This is a genomic window from Zobellia alginiliquefaciens (genome assembly GCF_029323795.1).
Classification (GTDB): domain Bacteria; phylum Bacteroidota; class Bacteroidia; order Flavobacteriales; family Flavobacteriaceae; genus Zobellia; species Zobellia alginiliquefaciens.
In genome coordinates this window covers 276,584-296,130 of sequence record NZ_CP119758.1, presented here as the reverse complement: position 1 = coordinate 296,130, position 19,547 = coordinate 276,584, and the positions used below count along the sequence as shown (strand labels likewise).

Below are 19,547 nucleotides of genomic sequence, written 5' to 3'. Positions count from 1 at the left end.
CTAAACCAATATATATAATGAAATCTATAGTAATAACAATCTTTAGCGTGCTTCTGACATCCATAGGTCTTTATGCCCAGCAAGATCCGCAATACTCGTTCTACCGCTATAACATGAACGTAGTGAACCCCGCTTATGCTGGTAGCAATGAAGGGCTAGAATTTGCCCTGGGCCTCCGAAGTCAATGGGCAGGGGTAGAGGGAGCTCCTGAAAGCCAAAGTGCTATTTTTGGAACACCCTTAGGTAAAAATGTAGGCTTGGGAGTTTCAATTTTGAATGATAAGACTTTTATAGAAACCCAAACATGGGTAGGAGTAGATATTTCTTATCAATTAAAAATTTCCCAGAAAAATCAATTGTTCTTTGGTCTTAAAGGAAGTGCAAATACCTATGATGCCAATACGCAAGGTCTCCAGACTTATGGGGTAGGGCAAGATGGTAGTTTGATGAACTTTGATAACCGATTTACGCCAAATGTTGGCGTTGGTCTGTACTGGAAAAATGATAAATACTTTGTTTCCGCTTCTATCCCCAAATTATTCACACCGGAAAGATTGGAAGAGAAAAATGGAGAGGCAAGGGTAAGTACTGATAAAGTACATATGTATCTTGCCGGCGGATATGAGTTCGAGCTCTCAGAATCTACCAATCTGTACCTTAGCAATATGCTGCGTTTTGTTTCGGCTTCCCCGGTATCGTATGAACTCACCGGTATGGTTGGTTTTGCCGAGCGTTTTACTATCGGCGCGGGTTATAGGTTTAGCGAAAGTATTAGTGGTCTGTGTTTATTCAATATCAGCGGAGGTTTTGATTTGGGGTATGCATATGAAAACGCAACCGAAAGCCCTGTAAGTGGCATAGAAAGAGGTACACACGAGCTGTTCATGAGATTGAGAATATAGAAGTCTTGCTTTGTTTGGATAAAACTGGCCAGTTCATAAAAGGATACTGGCCATTTTGTTTAACAGATAAATTCAATAATCAGCGGCGTAAGAAAGGATTAACTATACCAATTCAGTTATAGTGTAGTCTTCATCTTTCAAGAAATGATAGTTCGAAATGTAGCCTTCCCCGTTTTCTTCAATTGATAATTCAGGATTTGTAAATTATGGGAAAGTCCATAAAAGGATCAATTATTCGAACTATTTATGGTGAGCTTGACACCGTTGCTCTTCAAAGATAAACAAACGTTAGTGACAATAAATTGTACGAGAACAAGGTAACAAAGGATTAGGCTTCAATTGTGTTTAGTTTTGTTTTCGTTCTTCACAGAATCCTAATTCCTATAAACTGGTCGTACAGTATTATAATTGAACTGACCGCCATTATCACTATTGTTGTCCAAAAGTTGAATTTCCAATTCAGTCCGTATTTTCTTGAGGTTTTAAAGACAAGAAAAAATAGAAATCCGCAAACAATTATTGATAAGGTAAAAAGTCCAATTCCAAGAAAATCACTTATTCTGCCTTCGTCGTTGGGATTGATTAAATTCATTGCCCCTGCTAGCGACCTCATGTATAATGGAGTAAATAAAATCGGATAAATGAATTTGTTCCAGCCCTTTGTCATAAGTACTAGGAATGCAAATATGGCTTGAAGAACGGTAATTATTGGTCCGGATGCGGAAATGTACATTTTATGCAGATCCGTCCGTTGCTGACCGTCCACTGCAGATACGGAGTTTAAGCGCATTATGGATTCATATCCCAGAGATTCACTTGTGATCCAATGTGTAAATTCATGCAGGGTCCAAGTAATAACCACAGAACCTATAAGAGATGTAATATATTTGAGAGTTATCCTTTGGTCCGTCATTTTTTAGTTCAGGATTAATCCTTTATTTTGAACTTTAGTTTGTGATGCAATGCTCTTAAAATGGAGATTGTATCATTTTGAATTAAAAAATCGAAGGAGTACTTGAAATTAGAAAAATGAACCCTTCTAACATTCCTATAATAGATATGAAACAAATATGGATTCGCTTTCAGATAATCAATTTGATTCCTAAAATTAATATCAAAGCTCCTTCCAATTTTGTAATTCGATAATGACATTTTGCAGTTAGAATATCCTTTTCAGCATCTTTTGAAACTTTAATTTGATATGCCATTTCTGCTCATTACCTTTTCAATAGTAGAAAATTCTATTTCGTTCTTATCAAACTTAGTTAAAAGTTTATCCATCATATCAGTATATTCCTTAGATGGAACTTCTAATTTTTTAGCCTGTTCAATAGCCAAAATTCTAGGTAATTTTAAGACTACGGTTTTGTCTTTTAGCCTCAGCTTCAAGTGCCGAAACAACCGTTTCGTATAAATGAGGTTCTTTACGTATCATTATAATTATTGTTTAAACGTATAAATTACAAATATAAGTATACTTTTCAAGTTGTGCTGTTAATCCATATACCACTTTAAAAATACATATTTAAGACTAATTACTGGCCTTGTCATTCCAATTATTGCTTGTGTACTGTAACTTAGGTTTTAATTTATAAAAGTTTACTCTGGCTAAAACAGTTCCTGTGCATACTGTCCGCTTCATATGCCGTAGCTATATGCTTCTAGTACAAAACTCATTAAAAAAACTGCTTTTTGATAGCTTTTTTACATTTTGTACAGTAATACCTACAAATTATACAACGTTATCTTATAGTGTCGTAAAATGATAATAACTTGGTACAGAATGGAGTATTAACCTAAAAATAAACAAGTATGTCACGAATTCAATTTGTACCGGGCGTATGGCCCAGAACTTTGACTCCGCAGTCGAAAAGGTTTCTTAAAGATCTCATCCAATTTTATGAACTGGCCAAGTTTATAAAATGGTACGATTTAGTTGGCTATACTCCAAACCCAGATGGTCCTGATGATCGTCCATGGCCTTGGCCTGGACCCCCACCGTTATGGAAAATGAGATTTGGTGGTCCTGACCCACAACCAAACCTCCCTAGTCTTCTACAAGGAGAACTTTTGATAAAAGAAGTCGTTAGATCTAATGGTGATAAAGAAAGCTCATCTTTTATCGATGTCATGAAGAGGGAAGGAATTGCCCAAGAGGCTTTTGATGAGTTATTAGTGGATTTGGCAGATGTGCAGAAATCTATAGAGCTACAAAAAAAAGCTTTAGGTTAGAGGTAAATGGTAATTACATTTGAAACGGCCCGATCAGGCCGTTTTTTATTTGAATAATACCTCCTTATTGAGGTGACTTGGCCGAAATTGGGATGGTTGTTGGAAAAGTTTATAAGAAAGGTTTTGAGTCAACTTTCCTTCTTTTAACACTAATTACCTTGGTGTATAATACATAATTTTAAGGCTCATATTTTGAGAAATTCGAAATTCTATATCCCCACACGTCATATTTGTTAAATTTTAGACACTCGAACATTACGGGACGGGTTATCAATTTTGAATTAGTATCAATTTTAACAGAAGCATGAAAAAGATTAATTGTTAAAAGACAGTTAGGTATGGAAGTATTGAGAATATTTTTGGTGGATGACGATCACGATGATCAAGAATTTTTTAGTGAATCACTTTCTAAAATCAATGGTAATTTCGAATTATCGAAATATAACAGCGGCGCAGAACTTGTGAATGAGATCTCTACCAAACCTCTTATCCCTGATATAATCTTTTTAGATTTATATATGCCTGTCATTACTGGAGAAGACTGCCTTAAAGCTCTGCGGAGAAATAGCAAATTTGATTCTGTACCTATCGTGATATATTCAACTGAATATGATATTGATCGAATTGCTGAACTTTTTAAGCTAGGAGCTAATAGATATTTAAAAAAGCCCGACTCGTTTGATTCTTTGGTCGCTTCCATAAAGGTTTGCTTGAGTTCGCTCCACCGGAACGCTCTCGGAGGGAATGCCATCATCAATGTTGTGGCTTAAATCCAATTATAAGTGGTACAATTGGCCAAACGTAATTAATCTTGGTATATTGTATACATGAGAAGACTTTGATTAACGACTACTTCCGTACAATAGGTGTATTGCCAAGTACAAAATTTCGCAAACAACCATCAATCGGTTGGTCTGGAAGGTTAGTAAATTAAAAAATCCCAGCGTGACGGATATTAGATTCAACTTGACCAAGAATTCAGCTCATTTAGAAACTGAATTGTTGACTTTCCTACTTTGTTTCCTCTTCATTTAAGAGCGAGCACCTAATGCCTGCGCCCCTTGGCCAAGCATGCGGTTTTATGAGTTTTAAATTTCTTCATTTAGAATAATTAAACTATTGTTTGGGTTAAAGATGATAGGTTTATATGAATATTTTTAAGCAAGAATTTAACCCTTAAATAAAATGTTATGAAGAATTTGGAACAATTATTTGAACATCAATTAAAAGACCTGTTCAGTGCAGAAAATCAATTATTGGATGCCTTGTCCAAAATGGCGGATAAAGCAACCGATAGCAATTTGAAAAAAGCATTTGAAGATCACTTGGAAGAGACCAAGGTTCAGAAAAAAAGAATTGAGGAAATATGCAAAGAATTCAACCTTTCACCGAGTGGGGAAAAATGCAAGGCTATGGAGGGATTGATTAAAGAAGCCCAGGATTTCATGGAAGAAGTCGAGGATGAAGACGTGTTAAACGCCGGACTTATTGCCGAAGCCCAACGGGTCGAGCATTATGAGATTTCAGGTTATGGAACGGCTATTAGATATGCCAAGGAACTAGGTCATAAAGATGTGGCCAAAAAGCTTCAAGAAACTCTAGATGAAGAATACGCCGCCGATAACAAGCTTAATAAGTTGGCAGAGAGCCGATTGAATAAGTCTGCTATGGCTTAAAAATCATTTTCACCAAGTCTTGGGCGCCTTTAAGGTGCCCTTTTTTTACACCTAAACTTTAGTTTTTTCGGTAATAGCTAAAAGTGAAAATGTTGAAATTGATTACGAAGTGCACTATATCGGTATGAATGATTATGCCAAAAATTCTAAACCTATTTTTAATGATTTCTGTAACGAGCAAAGACAAAGCTTTTCTTATTGCATCGCGGTTCTTGATATGATGCAAAGTTGGATAACTCCTACGTACTCTATGACGCACTTTGTAAGTATGCCCTAGATTATGCAAAGAATACTAGTATCAACTTTGCTTTTTGAACATGAAAAATCCTCAAGTCTATTGCAGAATGCTATGACTGTGATTTAAAGTCTTATGCTTAATAAATATTAATTACCCTTTTTTTGGTTTCCCGGAATACGAGTGCAAATAGGGATATTAACTTTTAGGGATACGCTTTAAGCGAGGGACAAGGGAATTTCCCAGTGGTCTGTGTGGGCGGTCGGCAGGAGGTCCATCTACCTACAACCGATAGCTGGTATAACTGCCTTTGGACATGGCCGTGCCCCTAGTCGTTAGTCAACCATTCGGGGACCGCACTGTTGCCGGAAATCCTTCTCTTTTTTACCAAAATGCACGTCGATAGGATAGAGGAAAGGATGGTCGTTAGGCGCGACCACGTGTACATAATTCTCGAAAAGTGGGACCTGCACCTTCAGAGATGTATTCCGTTGACGGCCACTTTCCAAGCTAAGGGGATGGTCGGACGTTATAACGGTTTTTTGGAAACCGGGCAAAGTTTTTCGGTGTAGTTAAGTCGATTTCCGGATGTTAGAACTAGGCAAAATTAGAGTTGTATAACAGCCATGAACTTCCATCCTTTAATGAGTATTTTCAGCTTATGTAAATATTTAGAGCCTATCGATGAGTAAAATAAGAAGTCATTGGCTAAAAGGATGATTAAATGAGTTCCGAGGTTATGAATTAATAATGGAAGGGATGAAGCCAACCGAATCATTGAATATTTCAGAATTTAGACGCCGGTGGCAATGAAGCTATAAAGACCGATTGCGATTTTGATTCCATGCAACCGGATGGCAACTAAACTAAGATTTCGATGAAAGATAGAAAAACTAATTCGGCATTGATATCAACGGAATTTAACCGAAAGGTCCTCGTTACGGTTGGCATTGTTACGGTAACTGTACTATTTACACTGTTACTATTGAACGGTTTCCGGGTGATTCTTCTTATACTGGCGGGGATCTTGGTGGCTGCATTTTTCTTAGGCATAGCCAAATTCATTCAATCGAAAACTCCCTTATCCCAAAAATACTCCCTTCTGGTTTCTGTGCTACTTGTGGTGGGTACCATGGTCGGTATCTCCTTCGCCTTGGCGCCTAGCATTTCGCAACAAGTCAGTTCTTTGGAAGAGCAGCTGCCACGGGCTGCAGACGAGACCTTTAACAAAATAGAGCATACAACGTTCGGAAGTTTTATAATCAAGCGGGTAAAAGAAATGGATTTACAACCCGAAAGCGGTCAAATCAAGCAATTGTTCGGTTCGCTGGGGGGGACACTGAGTACGGTCTATATTGTTGTTTTTTTGGGCATTTTCTTTACAGTTGATCCCAAAGCCTATCTAAGGGGCATGGTCGTGTTGTTCCCTAAAACGCGAAGGAACCGTGCCCGGGAAATTTTAGTGGAAATGGGGCATACGCTACAAAAATGGTTGCTTGGAAAGCTGCTTTCCATGTTGATAGTGGGGGTACTTACCGGTATTGGGTTGGTACTTTTAGGGGTACCCTTAGCTTTAACCTTGGCTATTTTTGCGGCCATTATCAGCTTTATTCCGAATTTCGGACCGTTACTGTCGCTGATTCCTGCCTTTTTGCTAGCATTTATGGTGAGTCCCACGACGGCTTTGTACGTGGTTCTGTTGTACATCGCAGTACAAGCGCTTGAAAGTAATTTGTTGACTCCGTTGATTCAGAAAAAAATGATATCGCTTCCGATGGCATTAATACTTATCGCACAGGTGACCCTAGGAATTTTCACAGGGGTTCTTGGTGTTATCCTTGCCGTTCCATTGGTCGCTATATTAATAGTTTTGATCAAGAAGGTCTATATTGAGGATTTGCTCTCTGATCATAAGCATGATTACAATAATGAGAATCAGTCGGCTACTTAGGCTAGAGGATACAACAGTTAAGTATCAAAGGGCGTCAGAAGTGGGTGGTGGTACAGTGAACTGCAACGGCACTTTATCCAAAACCATTATACCCTTCAAAATTGATTCTTTGCGAACAGTCGGATTTCGGAAGATTCGTGCACCGGAACGAGACAGCAGGAAATAATATTAATAAAATTACAGCGGCTTGTATTGTATGGTGACCGGCCTTTCTCTCTCAAGTACGTCGGGTTTACCATTTATAGGTGATTTTCTCATAATCCCGCATCATAATAATCGGCGGGCTGATCGAAGCCTTGCATTTAAATTACCTTAAGGAATCGGGCTAATTTTTAAACGAATCAAGTCAATTACAATTGGTCATTGGGTCTAGTTTCGAGAACAAGTTTCCAAATCGGGAACTGTAAATGAATTTTGAGTAAAACGGCATGTTCTGTCACGGTCGAGGTTATTATCGCTCGTAGTTCATGTGGAGAATCCCAACCCTGCATTCGCCAATGCACGTAAATGCATATTGTGGTTTTCCTTCTAAATTTTTACTAATTAGTTATGAAACTGAGCCGCTATATGTGGGGAGCAGTTGCTGTTGGAGGTTTAGTGGCCGCACGGCATTTGCACAGGAAAAAGCGACATCTCGAACTTTCGGGGCGGGTAATCCTTATTACTGGGGCTACTAGGGGACTTGGGTTGGTAATGGCCCGTCAGCTGTCGCAGGCCGGGGCAAAGGTGGCCATATGCGGACGGAATCAGGAAGAACTGGACGCTGCCTGCAGGCAATTGTCAGAACTAACATCTGAGTTTCTTGGAATAAATTGTAATGTTACTGATAAGGTGCAGGTACAGGAAATGATGTCCCACATCCAGCGACACTGGGGAGAGGTGGAAGTTTTGATCAACAATGCGGGGATTATTCAGGTTGGCCCGATGGAGCACATGAATGAAGAAGATTACAGGCAGGCCATAAACGTACATTTCTGGGCCCCATTTAATTTGATCAAAGAAGCCTTACCAGGTATGAAGGCGAGCGGCCAAGGACGCATCGTAAATATTGCCTCTATTAACGGGAAGGTGAGTTTCCCACATCTTCTTCCTTACACTGTGAGCAAGTTTGCACTGGCCGGCTTTTCAGAAGGAATCACCTCGGAATTGGGCCGGAACAATATACGGGTCACTTCGGTATATCCAGGGCTAATGCGGACCGGGAGCCCACGGAATATAGATGTTAAAGGGCGGCATAAAAAGGAGTATGCATGGTTCAAAGTATCCGATTCCCTACCTGGATTGTCCATGGACGCCGAAAAGGCGGCCGCCAAGATTATCAAGGCTATGAAATATGGTAAAAAGGTAATCGGGCTAGGTCTGCCGGCTAAACTTGCGATGGCCATGGAGGGTTTGGTTCCAGGAATAAATTTATCTTTTTTTGACGTTGCCGACAAACTTTTGCCCGGTACGGTGGACTCTCATGCCGATAGCGCTGATACCCATAAAGGTTACGAAAGTGAATCGGATATTACAAAGTCCATGCTTACCTCCAAAACAACAGATGCCGAGAAAAGAAACAATGAACGCTTAAAAAAAAGACAATAAGATGTGGAGAATACTTTTATGCAGTATAGCCGGAACGAGTCTAATGACGATCTATAGCTATCGTAAATCCAAAAAACAGCGGGAACAGTTTAGGGAACCTTTACTACTCGGGAAATTTATCCGAGATACGGCACCGGAAAAAATCCCGCTTAGCACCGCGGCCCGTTTAGGGTGGGTAGCGCATTATGCCATAGGAGCCTTTTTTAATATGGCTTATGATAGGTTCTGGAAAAATAGCGCTCTTCGACCGGGAGCTGCTAGTGGTCTTCTGCTAGGTGTCCCCAGCGGCTTACTTGGTATGGCTGCTTGGTGTACGGCCCTCAAGGGACACCCTAACCCACCTCGTACCGATTTTCAAAAGTATATAAGGCATTTGTTTAAAGCCCATATCGTTTTTGGGGTCTCGTCTGCCGTGACCTACAAAGTGATTCGAAAATTAAGCAATTCTTAGGGAAATGAGCTTTAGCCCATTTTTCTACTATCTGTAAATTCAAAGATTGATCAGTTCAAAAAAAACTTGGAAAGTAACACGGGTATTATAAAATTTAATATTAAACACGGCGGCGGGAAGGTTTATCAGACTATGGGCGAACAGTTGTTAGGCCAAGTCTCTTCCGCCGAACTGGTAAATTAATTACATATGAAAGCATTAGTATTCCATAAATTCAGAGATGTAAGGGTAGAGAAGGTCGACGACCCTGTAATTGAACACCCGCATGATGCCATCGTGCGAGTAACGGCCACGGCCATTTGCGGATCAGATCTGCACATATACAATTTCCAGTTTCCTCAACTGTCCAATATGGTTCTCGGACATGAGTTTATGGGAATCGTAGAGGAAGTAGGCAGCGAAGTACGGAATTTAAAGAAAGGCGACCGTGTAGTCGTTCCTTTCCCAATTTCCTGCGGGGAGTGCTTTTTCTGCGACCATGGGGATTTTCCCCACTGTGAAAATTCGAATCCTGAGCACTATGGTCCTGAAGGTGGCGTTTTTAAACAGAAGGGGGGAGCTCTATTTGGCTACACCGACCTGTATGGCGGCTACCCTGGGGGACAAGCGGAATATGTGCGCGTTCCCTATGCTGACGTAGGTCCCAGAAAAGTATCCGACGATTTTACGGACGAAGAGGTGCTGTTCATGACCGACATTTTCCCTACGGGCTATGCGGCCATAGAAAGAGCGGAACTTAAGGGAGGCGAGACCGTGGCGGTGTTTGGCTGCGGGCCGGTTGGGCTTATGGCCCAAAAAGCTGCCTGGCTGAAGGGGGCCGGCCGGGTCATCGGAGTGGATGTGGAACAGTACCGATTGGATATCGCAAAGAAAACTGCGAGGGCCGAAACGATGATGGCCGACGGGTCCGTGGAAAAAATTCGGGAAATGACAGGCGGACGTGGTGCGGACGTGGTGGTCGATGCGGTCGGTATGGAGGCGGACAGGAATGTGCTGGACCGTGTTAAGGCTGCAGTGCACTTGCAGAGCGGAACCATCAATGCCCTAAAATTATGTTTAAGTGCGGTCCGTAGAGGAGGCACAGTTTCAGTGGTGGGCGTTTACGGGACCAATTATGGGGATTTTCCCTTGGGAAAAATATTTGAGAAGGGACTGAGATTGGAATCGGGCCAGGCCCCCGTACAAAAATATATAGACCGGCTATTGGAGCACCTTAAGAACCGGGAGGTCACACTCGATGACATTATCACCCATAAGCTCCCTCTGAGCGAGGCATCCCATGGTTATGATATTTTTAATAAGAAAAAGGATAACTGTGTAAAAGTGGTCCTGTATCCTAGGAAATCCTGATCCGTAAAAGACCAGGGGTGAAATTTGGATTTGTCCATCGGGATTTCGCTATTTAGGAGTTATCAATCCGCTAAAATTAGTCCATTGGTATGGTGTACATATCAAGTCAATTTTGGTATTGCCAAGAGAGAAGAAACTATACCGGTTTCTTCAGAACTGCTCCCTTATTTTTGATATGTTATCCTGTAGATAATACCATTTTCATCATCGCAGGCAAGTACCGAGCCGTCCATTAGTTCCAGTAGTCCCGCTAAGCGGGCAAATTGTGATTTGCCGTCATCCGCCAAAAAACCGGTTACCAAATCCTCTTCACCTACAGGCCTGTTGTTTTGGAAGTTTACGGAGATTATCTTGTAGCCGGAAGCCGGTAGGCGGTTCCAAGAACCCCGGAAGGATACCAGGGCCTTGTTTTTGTATGCCGGAGGAAACATGTCGCCTCTATAGAAGATAAAATCCAAGGGAGAACTATGGGCAGTGAACAACAGTTCTGGTTCAGTAGTTTTTTTTGCAAATTCTTGCCAGTTCATATCTTTTGGTTCGTCGGCCTTATTGAATTTTCCGTCAGCGTAAATATAAGGCCATCCATAATGCCCCCCTTCGACAATTTTATTGAGCTCCTCTTTTTGATCATTGTCTCCTAACCAATCTATCCCATGGTCCATCCCGTAGAGTATATCCGATCCAGGTTGCCAGTCAAAACCTATTGTATTCCTCAATCCTTTTGCGAAAATTCTATAAGCACCGCTATGAGGGTCAACCCGAATAATTGTTGCGTTTTCTTCTCTAGTTTCTGCACAGGCGTTGCACGTGCTTCCTACGGAGACATACAGGTCACCGTCAGGACCCATTGCCAAGGTCCTGTTGTTATGCTGTCCACCATCCGGCAGGTCCTTCACTAATGGAGTAAGCTTATCAAAATTACCGAAGGAATCTATTTTTGTCTTGAAAACTTCATTCACGGTTATAAGGTATACTGAGTCTCTTTGTATATCGATTCCATGAACGTTCTTTTTGGTGAGCACGGTATCTCTCTTGTCCGCCTTTCCATCGTTATTGGAGTCGGTAAGTTTTAGTATATCTCCTTCACGGCGGGTAACGTAAATATTACCATTTGAGCTTTGTGCCATCATTCTAGGAGACCCCAGGTCCTTTGCGTATATATCTATTTTAAAGCCTTTAGGAAGCTTTAGGTCCTTTATTAATTTTGAGGTAGGTTTCTTATTTTTCGGTTTATAAATGTGTCCTATCACTTCTTGTTCGATAGGTTCTTTTTTCTCTTGGGCAGAGAGTGGGTAACTAATAATTATGCTTAAGAACGATGCTACTATGAGATGTTTCATACTTTTAAGTGGTTATTAATGAAATGATTCCTTCAAAGATGAATGAAAAAAGGCATGAGGATTAATTCATTTCCTATTTTGGTTGGCTCTATAAGAAATTTTGTGAGGTTATATGGTCTATTTAGGACTTATAAATAGCGTGAGGATATCACGTTTTGCATTCCCTGCATAGTGTTTCCCTATAATCTGGATAATGCTTGAGTTGAGCACTGTAAAGGAGAACGATAGTTATCAAATTCGCAATTTGACCTGTTCAAGTCCTATAGTGGAGACTCCCATGTTCTACAATCAGAAATACTATGTGGAACTGTTCAATGTGACAACAAAATCAATTTGATCTCCACTATATTTGGCGTCGAAGCTTCCATAGGTTTAAATTGTGATGGGTTGCTTATATCGTTGAGTAGATTAAATCCCGCATTCACAAGCATCAATTTGAAACGCCAATACTGCTCTTTAATATCAAGTTTCTTGTAAGCCCGTAGTATAATAGGAACGATTGTACATAAATAAATAACCGACAATTATTAATACAACTCCACTAGCAAGGAATCCATAATTCCAAATATCTTGATTATCCGAAAATTCATGTACGTTATGTAGTTTAAGTATATGGTGATGAATCAATCCTTCTACTAAGTTAAATATTCCCCACCCTGCAGAAAGTCCTCCCCAAAAAAGGTTTATGGACGGGTTTATGTTTTTTCTTTTTAGTAATCTAACTAATGAAGCAATACCAATGAATACGGCTGACAAAGTGACAACATGAAAAATACCGTCCCAGAACATATTTACAGATTTACCTACGACAGTGTCTATTGGCAGTTTATTGGATACTATACCGTGCCATTGTAAAATCTGGTGCAGTAAAATACCATCGATGAAGCCTCCTATTCCTATTCCCAATATTATTGATGTTGTTGATAATGGAACTGGATTTAAAAATGCGGAATCTTGATAGAGACTCGAATGTTTTTTATAATGTTGAAATGAAAATATGCAAAGGCCATTACAATTACACCCAGAATAAGGAATCCACTTATTATTGTAAATAGATTGGGAAGAAAGTCATTATCGTATAGTAACTGCTGTACCTCCTTATTACAGTTAATACAACCTAATATTGCTGATTTCATATTTATAAAATTTAATCGGTCATAGTGCATTATGTTCTTTTTAAAAAATACAAGTTTCCTAATTATAGCAACCATTCATAGCAAATCAATCTGAAAGGATAGAAATGCGGTACGTTAGAAGATATACCTCAGAGCTGTCAGCTATATAAATGGTTTCATGTTCGGAATTACGATAAGAAAAGCATTTTGCCCCATCGGATTCTTATATCGGAAGTCTGTTGAGGAGCATCCGATACAAAGATTGCCGAACATCGGGGATGCCACTTTCCAGTTTTTATCGAGTATAGGCATACGGCAAATAGGAAAAGTTTCGCAGATGCCCTCATCGGTAATTCGGAAAATGTTGGGCAAGCGGGGCAATGTCATTTGGCAGCATGCCAATAGTATAGATAAAGAACCGGTAAAGCCATATACGGAGAAACAGGCGGTCTATATGGAACATGATTTCGAGATGGATAGTATAGATATCCACATGATCGGCGCCCAGCTTATGTCCATGGTTGAACAACTGGCGTTAATATTTTTAAAACCAGGACCTTAAAAAATAATGGTTCCCGTATGGCGATTAAGTTTTTTCCAAAGTCCATTTTTGAATAAATTTGTCTCTCCTAAATCGTATAATGTGACCGATAACATCTTAAGAATGTTCACTCAGATGGACAAAAACACTAAGGAAGCGGCATTATTGTGCCTTATTAGTGAATTCCGGCTTCCAAGTATGGAGTTGGCACTCAATGAATGGATACTGCAACAGGGTATACCGGAGGCTTATCAGGAAAGGACTGTCGCTTTGTTTCAGAATCAGCTACGAAAGCAGTTGGTAAAGACTCTATAGGAGACGGCATATGCCATAAACTAAGGTAAGGTCTACAAAATATGCAGCGGAAAACATATAGCTTACCGGGCTGGATGAAAGATTTGAAGATTGCTATTTACCGCTAATGTAATCCACCACGTGCCGTATGGTCACGAAAATTGGATACAGATGTGTTTCACTACTGTATCCAATTAGGTGATTTTAGGACGTATCGTTTATGATGGAACCTACCGAAAGTAGGTTTCTTTTAAGTGTGAATGGATATGCTCAACCTGGGATGGTCCTATCGATATATGAATGTCTAAAACTTTACACTCAGTTGTACGGGATTTCCCTAGTTTTATTATAGTTTATGGTGCGTTATTTTATCGATTTTCATAAATGCGTACCATGTCGGACCTATTATCGGTACGCTGGGAGGAGACTTAATCAATTTCTCTTTCGGCAAAAAGTGACCTCATCCGTTTCCAAAACAATACAGCAGTAACGTTGGTTGGCGTTGACAGTTTAGCAAGCAATAGCAGGTTTCTCTTGAACTGCTCGTGCTCTTGTTCACTTGCATTTTGTTCGTTTACTGGAAAGTATGCCATACCCCAATCCGGAAAATTGCGTTCAGCAATAAGATCTTCAGAAAACAAGGTTACCGCATCGTGCCTTTTATCCTTCTTGATATTTTCGTAAAGCTCCTTGACTTTCATTTCCGGGCCTTCTAAGATTTGAATAAAACGGTCATCATAGTAAATTAGACATCCGGTAATTCCTTGAGAAGCATTAAAGGAGCGGGCTACTTGCAATATATCCTCAATATCCGTCTGTACAAGAGTATCTATGGCTTTGGAGTGATAGGTTAGTGTATACATATAAAACTACTTTAGCTGTAAATTTATGCGAAAAAACAGAATAAATAATTATTATCCAGTTTAAAAATAGTACCTGCCGCTGCCAAATTTTCGTTTTTAGGACTGTAAACCACTGCTTCATCACTGTCAAAAAAGTGTTTGTCTACTTGGTATAATTGGAAATTATGGAGCTCAGTTTTTTCCCTATACGCCCCCAGCATATTAACTGTTTATATTGTTTAATGAATGCTATGAAATGGTAAGGACAGATCCAACAGATGTTGTATTTTTAATCGTTGGTATAGTTCCATATCAAGAGATTGTTGTATTCCCTTTCGTCATGCACATTCTTGACAAAGGCTGTGGGCAACATTCCTGCATGACGCTTAAAGTCGCGTATGAAATGAGAATGGTCCGCGAAACCATTTTGGTAGCCTATTTGTGCCATGGATGTGATATTTTTGGTGCTGAGGTTCTGATACGTCCTTTCGAATCTTTGTAGTTGCAGGTATTTTTTTGGAGAAACTCCCACTGCAAACTTAAATTTTCTTTCTAGCGTTCTTTCCGAGACGTTTTGTTCCAGGGCGGTGCTCTTGACCGCGAAATTGTCGATTTGCTCCGAAGGGTACAGTATTTTCTTTACGACCGCACTTGGTTTTAAACTGGAACGATCCAATACCCGTTCGCAAAAAAATGAGCTTAAAATTTGTATTTTTTGCTGTATCGTTTTTGCCTCTATTAATTTGAGGTAGCTACATGGAGGTATCAGTTCTGAAAGGCTGAGACAAGTATCTGTAAAATTTTCGGCCGATATTTTAAAAATCTGAGGAAGTGCATCAGGGTAAAAACAAACACCGAGGTGAGCATATTGTTCCCTTATCTGATAGGATAGCGGATGCGTTATAATCCCGGACACATATGCATGGGGTACGGTGGTTTTATTGTCTCGCATAATTCCACTATCCCCATGCATGTGTTGTATAATAAGTTTTGGGTAGCGGTCGGCCATAATATGTAATGGCATATAGCCATTTGTATCTTTCCTATTGCTAAAGGTCCAGAAATATCTTATATATGGTCGCAGTATGGGGGCGGGGGAGTAGAAGAACTGTTGATGCATGTATTAACTTGGCGATTGCCAATTTGGGAGATAAGATTTGGGGTTGATTTTATAAATCCATTTGATTCCTTTGTTGGTATTTTCCTTGAATTATATAAAGTATATAGGTGGACAGCATGTTTATCTTGATAAATAGTTATTGCGGGAATGTAATGAACACAAATTATTTTTGACCGGTAATTCTTCCCGATGTAATCTAGGTACGGTTGATAGTCTTCATCCCTATTGCGGTAAAGATATCCATACAATAGGTTGATGCAAAAGTATAGTAAGGGTTGCTTCCTTATATTCCATCTATTTCTAGAAGATATATGCATGTATTTTGGAGAAGGAGATAAACTGAAAAGGATCAGCATATTAGGTGTTCCTATAATAGGAGACATGAGCTTTAGGTCATGTGACGGAATAAAATGTCTACTCTCATCACTATAGCATCAGACCAGCATATTTGGCGCAATCTCCCTTTTCAGATGTCGTATCTCCACATTCCATTTTACAATCCGGTCGCTTAATTTCGTTGTCGAAAATAACAAAACATTAAGAATCTATGTCGGGTTTGTTCTATTTTGGGCAACAGGTTTTATAGATTTTTACGGGCGAATACGGGTAGCTAAAAAAACAATGTCAAAAAACCAAATTATATGGTGGGTCACCACTAGCATCATTTTTTTATGTGAAGGCATATATCCGCTAAGCATGCTTCTGTTCGCACCGGAGTACATTCATGTACAAATTAGGATTTTTGACTATTCAGATTTTTTTCTTTATCCACTAGTCGTCCTTAAAATAACGGGGGCTTTTATGTTGATGGTATCAAATTGGCACCCCATCGTAAAAGAGTGTATATATGGGAGTGTACTCTTCAACCTGATATTTGCAACATTAGCTGCCCTAGAAGAGGGTAGAGATGACCAAACACTTTTTGGTCTTGTACTCGGGGGGCTGGCAAGTGTTTCTTATATATATCATCGAAAACTTACTGACGACAATAGTGAAGTCCGTAAAAAAATAAAGCGGGAAGATACGATCGTATAGATGTAAAAAGTATATAAAAAGGGTAGTTCCCCAGATTAGAGGCAATCGTTATGGTTTGTTATGGCAAACGGGCAATGTGACGGCTAATGGTAATTGAAGTCCCGAAGTAGTTGGCCAGACGGTTGTTCCTCTAATCAAAATTGTTTAATACTATAAACCAAACAAATAATAGTCTACGATTGCGCTGCAAAATTTTGATTCATCGTAAACTCACGATGCCAATAACTACAAAAGAGGTAATGGACCAGAAAGTCATAGTGATGGTGCTATAAAATTTCGTGTAGCTTCGAATTAAAGTAGGAATAAGCCTATATTTTGCAGCGTGGCATAAGAGACACAAACGTAGCGGCCATGTTATTCCCAAACCACGCGGGGTTGTAGGTTTAATCGAGGAATAAACTATGACATGGTGATAGGAGGTATACTGTATTTCTGCAGATAGTCCAAGGGTCTCATATCGGTATATTTCCTGAAGACATCCCGAAATGCTTTGGGATCGGAATACCCTACCTCGTACATGACTTCACTTATAGTTTTTCCTCCTTTCTCAAGTTGTTTTTTTGCAGCCTCTATTTTAACACGCTGATGATATTCCAAAATACTATTAGAAGTTGCTTTCTTAAAGCGGCGTTCAAGAGTTCGACGGCTGAGCGCTACCATTTTACAAATGTCGTTTACCGTAATTTTTTGGCTATAGTTGTTTTCTATAAACTCTTGGGCCATAAGTACCTTTGTATCCTTGTGCGTTTTCTGTCCGATAAATATCATAAAAGGTGATTGACTACTTCGGTCTATATCAATCATGAATCCTTTAGCGGCCATAATAGCAACTTCGCGACCAGCGTATTTTTCAATCAAATATATAATAAGGTTGGTAAAGGCGTACGCACCTCCACTCGTGTAAATTCCCTCTGCCTCAGTTACGATTTTTTCATCGGTCAAGATAACATTTGGAAATAGTTCTTTAAATAAATTAGCCGATTGCCAATGGGTCGAACAGGGTTTTCCATCCAATAATCCTGTTGAGGCAAGAAAAAAAGAGGAGATGCACAGGCTAGCAATTTCTGCATTTTGTGAGTAGTGCTTAAGTAACCACGGCACTAATTCTCTATTTTCGATTATACTTTTATTAAAATCCGAGTGAATTGCTGGGAGGATAATCAAATCCGTCTTCTCAATATCGTCGATCAGTACCTCTGGAAGTATTGGGAAAGGACCGTTGGCATTGTCCGGATATTTATCAAGTCCTACCAATTGCATATGAAACAATGGCTCTTTACCGGATTCTTTCATGAAATTGTTGACCCATGCTAACATTTGGTGGGTACCGGCAATGTTAACTACGCTCAAATGCCCTTTTGGAACTAGAATGGATACATGTTTCATATTATAATAAAATTATTGCACCTAAGATAAAAAATAAGATTGTCGCAATCAACCCGTATGATTGACATAAATACACCTTTTTAGTGTGCTTATCCCCTTTTATCTTTGAGGTGTAATAGCTTAATGGTATTAATAAATGTATTGTTCAAGAGAAGATACGGTTAAAGAGTTTCAAAAAGTAACATCTAATATGTTGAAAGTACTCGTACCCTTATCGGAAACCCAGCTAAATTATCGTATCAAACAGCGCTGGTCAGCAGGGCAGATTGGTGAGCATATCTTCAAATCCTATGCGTCGGTGCAGACATTAAACGGAAATACTAAAAAAACAGTAAGACCAATTGACCAAAAATTAGAACCGATTAAAATCCTCTTTTTGGATACTTCGATTAAGATGGATTCACCAAAGGCAATTTTACCATCTGAGGAAAGAATCGTCAAAAAAGATTTAATCAAGGGGTTAGAAGAAAGGATCGAGCAAATCAAAGAGGTTATAGTAAACAGTGATTTATCTGTAACCTGTATGGATTATGCAATTCCGGAATATGGCGAATTCACAAGGTTCGAATGGATTTGGTTCAACATCTACCACACCCAAAGACACCTTCATCAATTAGAGAATATTATTGTATTAAATAACCTTAAAGAGATGAAGCCAAAATGAAAACTCTTGATCCAATTCAAACCTATTTCTCCTGTTACGAAAGAAGTAATAAAGCAGCTTTAGAGAACCTTCTCGATGACAGATTAGAATTCAGTAGTCCTCACGACAACAGGCTGGATAAGATTGCATATTTGGAAAGGTGTTGGGGATTTAACGAAAGTGTAGAACGGTATCACATCTTGAAGTTCATCGAAAACACAAATGAAGCTTTTCTAAGCTACAAGGCAATAACGTATGACAAGCGTGAAATTGAAAATGCAGAATATTTTAAAATCAAGGATGGAAAAATCATCACTATTAAAGTGTACTACGGAAACCTCTAAAACAATAAGTCAGACTTAAAGGCACAGAATATTAGAATTTTACTATTCATAATTGTAACAACTGATAATTTAATAAAACTGACATAGAGAATGGAAAGCATTGAGCACATCAATTACATAAAAGCACCGAAAGCAATTGTCTACAAGACACTTACTTCAGAAGAAGGATTGGGAAGCGTATGGACAAAAAACTTAAAGTAAAACCTGAAGTTGGCTTTATAAATGAGTTTGATTTTATGAATGATACATTACCAAGTTCAAAACAGTTGAATTGGAAGAAAACAATAAAATTGTTTGGGAGTGTATCATTTCTGATGAAGAGTGGATAGGAACCAAAGTGTCTTTTGAGTTGACTGAAAAAAACGATACCACCACGGTAAGGTTAAAACATTATGATTGGAAAGAACGCACTGAATTTTACGGTTGGTGTAACTATAATTGGGCTATGTTTTTGTTGCGATTGAAAACGTATTGCGAAAATTAAACCAATGTTTAAAAACAAA

Annotated in this window: 21 protein-coding genes; 14 read left to right on the top strand and 7 right to left on the bottom strand. The window is 39.3% G+C overall.

The window, feature by feature from the left end:
* Positions 1 to 17 precede the first annotated feature (17 nt).
* Entirely contained in the window at positions 18 to 902 is an 885-nt protein-coding gene (locus P0077_RS01305) for a PorP/SprF family type IX secretion system membrane protein (RefSeq protein WP_276167379.1), read from the top strand.
* Between the two features lie 364 nt (positions 903 to 1,266).
* On the opposite strand, the gene P0077_RS01300 is transcribed toward P0077_RS01305, so the two are convergent.
* Together P0077_RS01300 and P0077_RS01295 are read right to left on the bottom strand one after the other, a co-directional pair.
* On the bottom strand, positions 1,267 to 1,815 hold the full coding sequence (locus tag P0077_RS01300) for a hypothetical protein (protein ID WP_276167378.1): 549 nt from the start codon (positions 1,813 to 1,815) through the stop codon (positions 1,267 to 1,269).
* Positions 1,816 to 2,093: 278 nt separating this feature from the next.
* Positions 2,094 to 2,240, bottom strand: a complete 147-nt coding sequence (locus P0077_RS01295) for a hypothetical protein (RefSeq protein ID WP_276167377.1) — start codon at positions 2,238 to 2,240, stop codon at positions 2,094 to 2,096.
* A 474-nt stretch (positions 2,241 to 2,714) separates the two neighbouring features.
* On the opposite strand from P0077_RS01295, the gene P0077_RS01290 reads away from it, so the two are divergent.
* From P0077_RS01290 to P0077_RS01260, 7 genes are all read left to right on the top strand, one after another.
* Positions 2,715 to 3,134 (top strand): hypothetical protein, encoded by a 420-nt coding sequence (locus P0077_RS01290; RefSeq protein ID WP_276167376.1) that lies wholly within the window; start codon positions 2,715 to 2,717, stop codon positions 3,132 to 3,134.
* Positions 3,135 to 3,472: 338 nt separating this feature from the next.
* The gene (locus tag P0077_RS01285; protein ID WP_276167375.1) at positions 3,473 to 3,904 is read left to right on the top strand and encodes a response regulator; all 432 of its coding nucleotides are present in this window, start codon (positions 3,473 to 3,475) and stop codon (positions 3,902 to 3,904) included.
* Between the two features lie 420 nt (positions 3,905 to 4,324).
* The gene (locus tag P0077_RS01280) at positions 4,325 to 4,810 is read left to right on the top strand and encodes a YciE/YciF ferroxidase family protein (RefSeq protein WP_276167374.1); all 486 of its coding nucleotides are present in this window, start codon (positions 4,325 to 4,327) and stop codon (positions 4,808 to 4,810) included.
* 1,112 nt (positions 4,811 to 5,922) lie between these two features.
* A complete protein-coding gene (locus P0077_RS01275; RefSeq protein ID WP_276167373.1) occupies positions 5,923 to 6,996 on the top strand; it encodes an AI-2E family transporter in 1,074 nt (357 codons plus the stop codon).
* Positions 6,997 to 7,545: 549 nt separating this feature from the next.
* Entirely contained in the window at positions 7,546 to 8,583 is a 1,038-nt protein-coding gene (locus tag P0077_RS01270) for an SDR family NAD(P)-dependent oxidoreductase (protein ID WP_349292969.1), read from the top strand.
* Between the two features lies 1 nt (position 8,584).
* A complete protein-coding gene (locus tag P0077_RS01265) occupies positions 8,585 to 9,034 on the top strand; it encodes a hypothetical protein (protein WP_276167372.1) in 450 nt (149 codons plus the stop codon).
* 189 nt (positions 9,035 to 9,223) lie between these two features.
* Positions 9,224 to 10,384 (top strand): zinc-dependent alcohol dehydrogenase, encoded by a 1,161-nt coding sequence (locus tag P0077_RS01260; RefSeq protein ID WP_276167371.1) that lies wholly within the window; start codon positions 9,224 to 9,226, stop codon positions 10,382 to 10,384.
* A gap of 164 nt (positions 10,385 to 10,548) precedes the next feature.
* On the opposite strand, the gene P0077_RS01255 is transcribed toward P0077_RS01260, so the two are convergent.
* Together P0077_RS01255 and P0077_RS01250 are read right to left on the bottom strand one after the other, a co-directional pair.
* Positions 10,549 to 11,724 carry a PQQ-dependent sugar dehydrogenase gene (locus P0077_RS01255; protein ID WP_276167370.1) on the bottom strand — a complete coding sequence of 392 codons (1,176 nt, stop codon included), beginning with the start codon at positions 11,722 to 11,724 and terminating at the stop codon, positions 10,549 to 10,551.
* Between the two features lie 462 nt (positions 11,725 to 12,186).
* Positions 12,187 to 12,630 carry a DUF2243 domain-containing protein gene (locus P0077_RS01250; protein WP_276167369.1) on the bottom strand — a complete coding sequence of 148 codons (444 nt, stop codon included), beginning with the start codon at positions 12,628 to 12,630 and terminating at the stop codon, positions 12,187 to 12,189.
* Between the two features lie 546 nt (positions 12,631 to 13,176).
* Between P0077_RS01250 and P0077_RS01245 the strand changes: the two genes are divergently transcribed.
* Together P0077_RS01245 and P0077_RS01240 are read left to right on the top strand one after the other, a co-directional pair.
* Positions 13,177 to 13,401, top strand: a complete 225-nt coding sequence (locus P0077_RS01245; RefSeq protein ID WP_276167368.1) for a hypothetical protein — start codon at positions 13,177 to 13,179, stop codon at positions 13,399 to 13,401.
* A gap of 81 nt (positions 13,402 to 13,482) precedes the next feature.
* Positions 13,483 to 13,695 carry a hypothetical protein gene (locus tag P0077_RS01240; RefSeq protein WP_276167367.1) on the top strand — a complete coding sequence of 71 codons (213 nt, stop codon included), beginning with the start codon at positions 13,483 to 13,485 and terminating at the stop codon, positions 13,693 to 13,695.
* Positions 13,696 to 14,102: 407 nt separating this feature from the next.
* Here P0077_RS01240 and P0077_RS01235 read toward each other — a convergent pair whose 3' ends face one another.
* Together P0077_RS01235 and P0077_RS01230 are read right to left on the bottom strand one after the other, a co-directional pair.
* A complete protein-coding gene (locus P0077_RS01235) occupies positions 14,103 to 14,537 on the bottom strand; it encodes a BLUF domain-containing protein (protein WP_276167366.1) in 435 nt (144 codons plus the stop codon).
* Between the two features lie 268 nt (positions 14,538 to 14,805).
* Entirely contained in the window at positions 14,806 to 15,636 is an 831-nt protein-coding gene (locus P0077_RS01230; RefSeq protein ID WP_349292968.1) for an AraC family transcriptional regulator, read from the bottom strand.
* A 621-nt stretch (positions 15,637 to 16,257) separates the two neighbouring features.
* Here P0077_RS01230 and P0077_RS01225 point away from each other — a divergent pair.
* Positions 16,258 to 16,671, top strand: a complete 414-nt coding sequence (locus P0077_RS01225; RefSeq protein WP_276167364.1) for a hypothetical protein — start codon at positions 16,258 to 16,260, stop codon at positions 16,669 to 16,671.
* 399 nt (positions 16,672 to 17,070) lie between these two features.
* Here P0077_RS01225 and P0077_RS01220 read toward each other — a convergent pair whose 3' ends face one another.
* Positions 17,071 to 18,057: a GlxA family transcriptional regulator gene (locus tag P0077_RS01220; RefSeq protein ID WP_276167363.1), complete on the bottom strand. Its 987-nt coding sequence runs from the start codon at positions 18,055 to 18,057 to the stop codon at positions 17,071 to 17,073.
* A 136-nt stretch (positions 18,058 to 18,193) separates the two neighbouring features.
* On the opposite strand from P0077_RS01220, the gene P0077_RS01215 reads away from it, so the two are divergent.
* From P0077_RS01215 to P0077_RS01205, 3 genes are all read left to right on the top strand, one after another.
* Positions 18,194 to 18,721: a DinB family protein gene (locus tag P0077_RS01215; protein WP_276167362.1), complete on the top strand. Its 528-nt coding sequence runs from the start codon at positions 18,194 to 18,196 to the stop codon at positions 18,719 to 18,721.
* Entirely contained in the window at positions 18,718 to 19,044 is a 327-nt protein-coding gene (locus P0077_RS01210; RefSeq protein WP_276167361.1) for a nuclear transport factor 2-like protein, read from the top strand. Before P0077_RS01215 ends, P0077_RS01210 begins: the two co-directional genes overlap by 4 nt.
* Positions 19,045 to 19,315: 271 nt before the next feature.
* The gene (locus P0077_RS01205; protein ID WP_276167360.1) at positions 19,316 to 19,528 is read left to right on the top strand and encodes an SRPBCC domain-containing protein; all 213 of its coding nucleotides are present in this window, start codon (positions 19,316 to 19,318) and stop codon (positions 19,526 to 19,528) included.
* Positions 19,529 to 19,547: the final 19 nt, after the last annotated feature.